5 protein-coding genes and 1 pseudogene are annotated in these 4,734 nt (G+C 62.2%); 4 read left to right on the plus strand and 2 right to left on the minus strand.

Annotated features, from left to right (window positions below; translation table 11 throughout):
- From QZ772_RS24845 to QZ772_RS24860, 4 genes are all read left to right on the plus strand, one after another.
- Positions 1-705: ABC transporter permease (locus QZ772_RS24845; RefSeq protein ID WP_295532447.1), on the plus strand; the 705-nt coding region annotated here is incomplete at its 5' end.
- A 9-nt stretch (positions 706-714) separates the two neighbouring features.
- A complete protein-coding gene (locus QZ772_RS24850; RefSeq protein WP_295532449.1) occupies positions 715-846 on the plus strand; it encodes a hypothetical protein in 132 nt (43 codons plus the stop codon).
- Between the two features lie 40 nt (positions 847-886).
- Entirely contained in the window at positions 887-2,665 is a 1,779-nt protein-coding gene (locus QZ772_RS24855; protein ID WP_295532450.1) for a sensor domain-containing phosphodiesterase, read from the plus strand.
- A 36-nt stretch (positions 2,666-2,701) separates the two neighbouring features.
- Entirely contained in the window at positions 2,702-3,271 is a 570-nt protein-coding gene (locus QZ772_RS24860) for a putative glycolipid-binding domain-containing protein (protein WP_295532451.1), read from the plus strand.
- Positions 3,272-3,322: 51 nt separating this feature from the next.
- On the opposite strand, the gene QZ772_RS24865 is transcribed toward QZ772_RS24860, so the two are convergent.
- Positions 3,323-4,651, minus strand: a complete 1,329-nt coding sequence (locus QZ772_RS24865; RefSeq protein WP_295532453.1) for an ATP-binding protein — start codon at positions 4,649-4,651, stop codon at positions 3,323-3,325.
- Positions 4,648-4,734: pseudogene (locus QZ772_RS24870) on the minus strand (DNA-binding response regulator); the annotation flags it as partial. The pseudogene QZ772_RS24870 and the gene QZ772_RS24865, both read right to left, overlap by 4 nt.

A 4,734-nucleotide genomic window follows, 5' to 3' on the forward strand; every position in this document is an offset into this window, starting at 1 on the left:
ATGGCGGTGCAGCTGCTGCTGGTGGGCTGGGTGTTGAGACTCGTGTTCCAGAAGCAGTCTCCACTGGCGACCGCGCTGGTCGCCCTCGTCATGGTCGCCGCCGCGGCACGCGAGGTGGCGGTCAGACCAAGCTGGCGGCTGTCGAACGGAGGCAACTTCGGTATCGCCGCCGCCACAGTGGCGGTATCCAGCGCGGCCACCGTGCTGCTGACGTTGCTCACGGCGATCCGGCCGGACCCCTGGCATGACCCGCGCTACGCGATCCCGCTCCTGGGCATCGTGCTGGGAAGCGTGCTCAATGCAGCCAGCCTGGGACTGGACACCTTCTTCGACGGCATTGCCCTGCACCGGTCCGGTGTCGAAGCCCAGCTGGCCCTGGGCCTGCCGATGAAGACGGCATTGCAGGAGCTGGTTTGCACGTCCATCCGACGCGGGATCATTCCGATCATCAACCAAATGTCGGCCGCCGGCATCATCACCCTGCCCGGCATCATGACCGGGCAGTTGCTCGCGGGAATGGACCCCATCGACGCGGCGAAGTACCAGATCGTTCTTCTGTTGCTGCTCACGGGAGCGGGCGGACTGGCCTGCGTCGGCGCTGTCTTCATGGCAGCCCGAATGATCTCGGATGACCGGCAACGACTGCGCCTTGACCGGCTGAGCCCCGCCCAGCCCGCCCAACCGGGGCCGACCGGAAAAGGCTGAGCTCTCTCCATGGAAGGCGGACGCCAGCGCGCAGTGGGTGGCCTCGTCGGCGTCTTCGGCCAGCATGACTTCGACCTCATCGCCGACGAGGCGCTCGCGCCGAGGCCGCTCAACGTTGACTTTGGTTGGGGTTCGAGCTAGAAGCCAAACATTGCTTGTTGTAACTGAACGTATGTCTTCGATGTCGCCACTGCCCACGGATGACGAGAAACAGCGACTGCATTCTCTGGCTTGCTCCAATCTTCTGGATAGCGCAGACAGTCCTGCATTTGACCGGATCACTGAACTGGCCAGTCAGATATTCCATGTGCCGATCTCCCTCGTTTCGCTTGTAGATGCTGATCGCCAATGGTTCAAATCACGATTTGGCTTGTCCATTCGAGAGACCGATAGAAAGTCATCGTTCTGTGCACACGCCATTCAGGCTGCCGATGTTTTGGTCATAGAAGATGCCACAAAGGACGAGCGGTTTTTCAACAACCCGCTTGTCACTGGATCTCCATTCATCAGATTCTATGCTGGAGCGCCTTTGGTTCTGTCCAATGGTCATGCACTGGGGACTCTTTGCATCATCGGCGACACACCTCGGAGTCTGAACTCAGTCGAGCGTACTCAATTAACGACACTTGCTCGATTGACAGTCAGCCAGATCGAACTGCATCAACAGGCGGGATTGATCAACGCATATACCCGACTGCCAAATCGCTCGCAGCTTTTTGATGACCTCGGGAATGGCAGCCTCAAAGCGGGCGCCTTCGCGCTTATCGAGGTGATGGACCACGAAAGCATGCTCAATGAGGCGCGTGTCGTCGGCGCTCATGTACTTGAAACATTGATAATAGCCGTCTCCACCAAGCTGAAAGGCCTGCTGAAGCACCCGACAACCATCTACCACGTCGGGGAAATGAGACTATGCTTGGCCTTGTGCGGGGAAAACCGGACCGAGTGGGAGGCAGAAGCACAAGAAATTCTTCATGGTCTGAAAGGCATTCTCGAGTTCGACACGCGCGCCATAGAGATTTTTCCGACTGCCGGACTTGTTGAACTCAAGCAAGATTCGAGCACTCCGGTTGATATATTGCGGATGGCTTCGGCCGCGCTGTACACGCGGCACAAGTTGAAACGACGATTCGCCTGGCACGATGCGACGGCAGACGCAGCACATCAAAGAGCGTACAGGCTTCTCAAGGATGCGTCCACGGCCATCAAGAACAATGAGTTCCGTCTGGTCTACCAACCCAAGTTCAATGTGAGCCAGCGGCAATTTACAGGTGTAGAGGCGCTCGCCCGCTGGAAACATCCCGAGCTGGGAGACATCTCGCCGGCTGAATTTATTCCACTGGTCGAAAACGGGGCATTGATTCACGAATTTACCCGGTGGGCCTTGAGAACTGCGCTGAACCAAACTCGCACTTGGTTGGAACATGGGCTCGATCTGATTGTCGCTGTCAATGTATCCTCCAGGAACCTTGAAGAAGAAAGCTTTGTCTCCGATCTTGTCAGAATTTGCCAGGAGTGCGGGGTGAGCATCTCGAGACTGCACATCGAATGCACGGAAACAGCTGTGATGACGATCCCGGACACACAATCGGCTCTCGCCCAAATTCAAAATCTAGGGGCAGAAATATCGCTCGATGACTTTGGAATGGGCTACTGCAACCTCTCGTGCCTGCGAGAACTGCCGGTAAAGATCATCAAGATCGATCAATCTCTCATCAGAACGATCGAGAGCGATCTCAGGTCGAGAAAATTCGTCCAGTCCCTGATAGACCTGGGGCACGCGTTGGACTATCGTGTCATTGCAGAGGGTGTGGAAAGTGAGGCCGAATTCCGCATATTGAAGCATTCAAGATGCGATGCAATGCAGGGCTACTTTCTGTCGAAACCCGTAGAGGCAGACCTCATCGAGGATCTACTTTCGGATTCGGATCGCCTCGAAAAGTTGAACAACATCGGGTGAGCCGATTCCCGCCACAGCGCTACTGTCAAGAAACGCATGACCGCTACGCATGTCTTCGCTACCCTGATCTGGCGCCGGCTCGACCGGCCTGGGCACGATGCCTTCCGCGTGCGTCATGACGGTGAAAGAGGCCGGCTCGAGGGTTGCGCCATATTCCGCGACGAAAGTGGCCTCACGTCACGGCTGTCGTATGAGGTGGTATGCGATGCACGCTGGCACACGCGGTCTGCGCACATCGAAGGCTGGGTGGGCGACGAAGACGTCTGTTGGTCGATCCTCCACGACACACAACAAGGGTGGCAGTTCAACGGCACCCTCGTACCCTCCGTCACCCATTGCATCGATGTGGACCTCGGCTTCACACCGGCGACCAACTTGCTGCCCTTGCGCCGACTGCGTTTGGCGCCCGGACAACAGGGGGAGGTGCCTGCTGCGTGGTTCGATCCATCGACACGCAGGCTGCAGCCCTTGCCGCAGAGCTACCGCCGGCTCGATGCATCGCGCTACCACTACCGGGCGCCGACCGTGGGCTTTGAGGCGGAGCTTCAGGTGGGCGCCGAAGGCCTGGTCCACGACTATCCCGGCCTGTGGCGGGCCGAGCCCTGAACCCCGGGCGCCGTGGTCGCTGTCCGCGCCGTAGGCTGCGGGGGCTGCAGCTCAAACCGGAAACTGCACCCGCACCCGCAGCCCGCCCAGCGCAGGCGAGCGGTCCAGCGCCAGATCCGCACCGTGCAGTTGCGCCACTGAGCGAACGATGGCCAGCCCCAATCCGCTGCCCGACGCGCCAGCGTCCGGGGCGCGATAGAAGCGGTCCCACACCCGCTCCCGATCCGACTCGTCCAAGCCGGGGCCCGAGTCCTCGACCATCAGCGCCGCGCCGCCGCCCTCGTTCTGTTGCACGGTCACGTCCACGCGACCGCCTTCGGGCGTGTACTTGACGGCGTTGTCCAGCAAGTTGCGCAGCAGGATGCGCAACGCATCCACATGGCCGGCGACGGAAACGGCGTCCGCGCGTGCCAGCCCCAGGTCGATGCGCCGGGATTCGGCGCCGGGCACCGCATCCGCGATGGCCTCGCGGGCCAGCGCCGCCAGGTCCACAGCCACGACCTCGCCGCCCGCCGCGGCGTGCGCCTCGTTGCGCGCCAGGGTCAGCAACTGCTCGACCAGCCGCGTCGCCCGGTCGATGCCGGCGGCCAGGCGCTGCACGGCCTGCTCATGCGCCGCCGGATCGCTGGCGCGGCGCAGCAGTTGCACCTGCAGCTTGAGGGCCGCGAGTGGCGAGCGCAGCTCGTGCGCGGCATCGGCCACGAAATGCTTCTGCGCGTCGAAGGCCCGCCGCACGCGCTCGAAGAGCAGATTGAGTTCGGCGACCAGCGGCCGCACTTCCTCGGGCAGACCTTCCTCGCCCACGGGCGACAGGTCGTCGGGCTGCCGCGAGGCCACCTGACTGCGCACCCGAGAGACGGGCGCCAGCGAGCCGCTCACCACCCACCACACGACGAGCATCAGCAGCGGCGCCATCAGCGCCACGGGGGCGACGGTGCGCAAGGCGAGGCTGCCGGCCATCTGCCGGCGCGCCGCCATGTCCTGCGCCACCTGAATGACCAGGCCACGCGTCTGCATCGACAGCACGCGATAGGTGGTGCCGCGCGCATTCACCTCGGCGAAGCCCAGCACGGCCAGTTGCGGCAGCAGCGCCTCGTCGGCGGATTCGAAGATGCGCTGGCCGTCCTGCGTCCAGACCTGCACCACGAAATCGAAGTTCTGCTCCGAAGGGCCCAGGCCGCTTACGGCCGCACTCGGCGGCAGGCCAGAGCGCAGCGACAGCGCCATCTGCTGCATGTGGTAGTCGAAGATGGCATCGGCCTCGCGCAGCACGGTGCGGTAGGTCACTGCTGCCTGGATGCCACCGGCCAGCACGATCGCCGCCAGCAGAAAGGCCAGCAGCCGGGCCCGCAGCGAACGCATCAGCCGCGGGCGATTCATTCCTTCGGGACCATGTAGCCCACGCCGCGCACGTTGCGGATCAGGTCCGCGCCCAGCTTCTTGCGCAGGCCGTGGATGTAGAC

Source organism: uncultured Pseudacidovorax sp., from assembly GCF_913773995.1.
Classification (GTDB): Bacteria; Pseudomonadota; Gammaproteobacteria; order Burkholderiales; family Burkholderiaceae_C; genus Xenophilus.

Bases quoted from the DNA above. Each gene is read 5' to 3' on its own strand.
- QZ772_RS24850 (WP_295532449.1), top strand. From the start codon at position 715: ATGGAAGGCGGACGCCAGCGCGCAGTGGGTGGCCTCGTCGGCGTCTTC.
- QZ772_RS24855 (WP_295532450.1), top strand. From the start codon at position 887: ATGTCGCCACTGCCCACGGATGACGAGAAACAGCGACTGCATTCTCTG.
- QZ772_RS24860 (WP_295532451.1), top strand. From the start codon at position 2,702: ATGACCGCTACGCATGTCTTCGCTACCCTGATCTGGCGCCGGCTCGAC.
- QZ772_RS24865 (WP_295532453.1), bottom strand. From the start codon at position 4,651: ATGAATCGCCCGCGGCTGATGCGTTCGCTGCGGGCCCGGCTGCTGGCC.